The organism is Variovorax sp. GW531-E2 (assembly GCF_059423125.1).
Map to the genome: position 1 here is coordinate 1 of NZ_JBWKXQ010000128.1, position 2566 is coordinate 2566.

At 68.1% G+C, this 2566-nt stretch carries 4 protein-coding genes; 2 read left to right on the top strand and 2 right to left on the bottom strand.

The genetic code is table 11. The features are described from left to right. Window positions 1–126: 126 nt before the first annotated feature. Window positions 127–612, top strand: coding sequence for a DUF2165 family protein (locus AC07XP_RS32205; protein ID WP_487850111.1), 486 nt, complete (start codon window positions 127–129; stop codon window positions 610–612). A 76-nt stretch (window positions 613–688) separates the two neighbouring features. Next, window positions 689–1033 carry a hypothetical protein gene (locus AC07XP_RS32210; RefSeq protein WP_139701940.1) on the top strand — a complete coding sequence of 115 codons (345 nt, stop codon included), beginning with the start codon at window positions 689–691 and terminating at the stop codon, window positions 1031–1033. Between the two features lie 4 nt (window positions 1034–1037). Here AC07XP_RS32210 and AC07XP_RS32215 read toward each other — a convergent pair whose 3' ends face one another. Together AC07XP_RS32215 and AC07XP_RS32220 are read right to left on the bottom strand one after the other, a co-directional pair. Next, window positions 1038–1502 (bottom strand): GNAT family N-acetyltransferase, encoded by a 465-nt coding sequence (locus AC07XP_RS32215; RefSeq protein ID WP_495266952.1) that lies wholly within the window; start codon window positions 1500–1502, stop codon window positions 1038–1040. A gap of 4 nt (window positions 1503–1506) precedes the next feature. Further along, on the bottom strand, window positions 1507–2517 hold the full coding sequence (locus AC07XP_RS32220) for a LysR family transcriptional regulator (RefSeq protein ID WP_095744241.1): 1011 nt from the start codon (window positions 2515–2517) through the stop codon (window positions 1507–1509). Between the last annotated feature and the right edge of the window lie 49 nt (window positions 2518–2566).

Below are 2566 nucleotides of genomic sequence, written 5' to 3' on the forward strand. Positions count from 1 at the left end.
CCGGGGGGGGGCGGTGGCGGTGTTCATGGGATTCGTTCGACCTTCCTTGAGGGACTTTGAGCGCCGGCCGGCGGTTGCATCAATATCAAAGAATAATCTTTGATATTTAAAAACGCAGGCGTTCCGATGAATCTCCCTACCTCCGTCTGGCTGTTCCAGTCTCTCCACGCGCTGGGCATGGCGCTGTGGCTGTCGATCGCCGTGCGCAACAACTGGCGCGGCTTCGCGGGCTCGGTGTTCGCGGTCGGCGGCACGATGTCGATGGCGCCGTTGCGCGTCGATCCCGCCATCGACACGCCCTTGCTGACGCGCGCCATCCGCTCGGTGGCGCTGCACCGCGCGGCGCTGTACGTGGTGCTGGCGTTGCAGCTCGGCGCGGCGCTGGCGTTCTGGGCCGGCAGCGCGATGCTGGTGGTCGGCGGTGACCTGGCGGCCGCACGGCCGTGGCTCAACCTGGGGCTGGCCGGCTTTGCTGCCTTCCTCTTCGCCATGCACCTGGGCGGCCTGTGGTTCGGCTACTGGATACGGCAAGAGGGCCTGCAGCTCACGCACCTCGTGCTGCTCCTGTGGGTGTTGGCGGCGTTCTTCCTGTTCAACCTGTCATGGCATTGATGCCGCCTTCGTCCTACGCGCGCGGTGAGGCCACGCCCACAGCCCGCGCGACGCGCTGCATCCACCATCGGTCCCCATGAACAGAGTAATTCTTGCGTTCCTGGGTGGGGTTGCCTGCGCTGCCGCCGTGGTGGCCATCGCGGAGCCCGTGAGAGTGCCCGTCGACAGCGACGACAAGGGCACGGCCTACATCGCGCCCAACGTGAACTCCACCGAAACCTCGGCCCGCACGAACGGTGCCACGGTCGGTGTGCAGCGCCCGGACGGCAGTGCTTTGGAAGCCGGTACCGACACGTCTGGCAAGCGGCCCACCTATTCGGTCGGTGCCAAGACCGGCGGCGACGTCTCCTTCTCGGGCGGCGCGCACTCGGACGGCAAGGCCAACACCGGCGTGAAGGCCGGCATCACCATCAAGTACTGATCGATCAGACCATCGTCGCGTAGACGATGAAGCCCTCGTGCTTCGCGACCTTGTCGTAGAGCGTGCGCCCCGCCGCGTTGGTCGTGTGCGTCTGCCAGTACACGCGCTGTCCGCCCGCGCGCCGCACCGCGTCGTACACGCCCTGGATCAGTTGCCGGCCCACGCCCCGGCCGCGTTCGGACGACTGCGTGAACAGGTCCTGCAGGTAGCAGGTCGGCTCGATGCGCGTCGTGCTGCGATGAAACAGGTAGTGCACCAGCCCCACCAGCTGCCCCTCGCGCTCGGCCACCAGCGCATGCACCGGCTCGTACGCATCGAAGAAGCGCTGCCACGTGACCTGCGTGATCGCGTCGGGCAGGGCCGTGGGGCCCTCGCGGTTGTAGAAGGCGTTGTAGCCGTCCCAGAGCGGTTTCCAGGCGGCGAAGTCGTCGGGCTTGGGCGGACGGATCAGGAGCGCGGGCGTGGTCATGGGGTCAGGAGGCCTTTCCGTTGGGAGCGAGCGTGTCGCGCGCCGCGATGGCGGCGGCAGCAGCGGCGGTGGTTGCGGCGTTGGCGGGACAGGACGGCAGCGCCACCGGCACCGCCGCGGGCATGGGCTCGGGCACCGGCCCCATCGATTTTTCGAGAAAGTCGAGCATCGCGCGCATCGCCGCGCTGTTGTGGCGGCGCTGCGAGTACGCGGCATACAGCCAGTGCTCGTGCGGCATGTGGTCGCGCAGCACCGGCACCAGCGCGCCGCGCTCCAGGTGCGACTGCGCCAGCGGCTCGGGCACGTAGGCCACGCCCACGCCGCGCAGCGCCAACTCGATCAGCGCCACCGCGTCGTTGGCCTCCATGCGGCTGTGCACCGCCACGTCGTGCGGCTGGCCGTCGGTCTCGAACGGCAGGTGCGTGGTGGGCATCGGCGAATAGCTCAGCACGTCGTGGCGCGCCATGTCCTCGGGCACCTGCGGAATGCCGCGCTGCGCCCAGTAGGCGGGCGACGCGCACACCACCATGTCGAAGCGCACCAGCCGGCGCACGATCAGGTTCATGTCGTCGATGCGCCCGCCCGTCAGGTGGATGTCGATGCCTTCCTCGATCAGGTCGATGTCGTGGTTGGTGAAATTCAGGCTCACGTACACGTCGGGATAGAGCTTGATGAACTCCGCGATCACGTCCGAAAGCCAGCCTGCGATGAGCCCGTGCGGCGCGCTCATGCGCAGGCGCCCGCGCGGGTGCGAGCCGTGCGCCTGCAGGTCGTTGAGCGTGTTCTCGGCCATCGTCACCAGCTCGGTGCTGCGCTCCAGCAGCACCTCGCCCGCGTCGGTGAGGCTCAGGGAGCGGGTCGAACGGTTGAGCAGGCGCACGCCGCTGCGCGCTTCGAGCTCGGCCACATAGCGGCTGACCGTCGCCTTGGACATGCCCAGCGAGAGGGCCGCGCGGGAGAAGCTGCGCCGGAACGCGACTTCGCGGAACGTTTTGATGAGATCGAGACCATCCATAGATCGGCGCATTGTTCCAGCATCGGGGGAGGGGGCACGGGTCGTAGGG

Bases quoted from the DNA above. Each gene is read 5' to 3' on its own strand.
- AC07XP_RS32205 (WP_487850111.1), top strand. From the start codon at position 127: ATGAATCTCCCTACCTCCGTCTGGCTGTTCCAGTCTCTCCACGCGCTG.
- AC07XP_RS32215 (WP_495266952.1), bottom strand. From the start codon at position 1,502: ATGACCACGCCCGCGCTCCTGATCCGTCCGCCCAAGCCCGACGACTTC.
- AC07XP_RS32210 (WP_139701940.1), top strand. From the start codon at position 689: ATGAACAGAGTAATTCTTGCGTTCCTGGGTGGGGTTGCCTGCGCTGCC.
- AC07XP_RS32220 (WP_095744241.1), bottom strand. From the start codon at position 2,517: ATGGATGGTCTCGATCTCATCAAAACGTTCCGCGAAGTCGCGTTCCGG.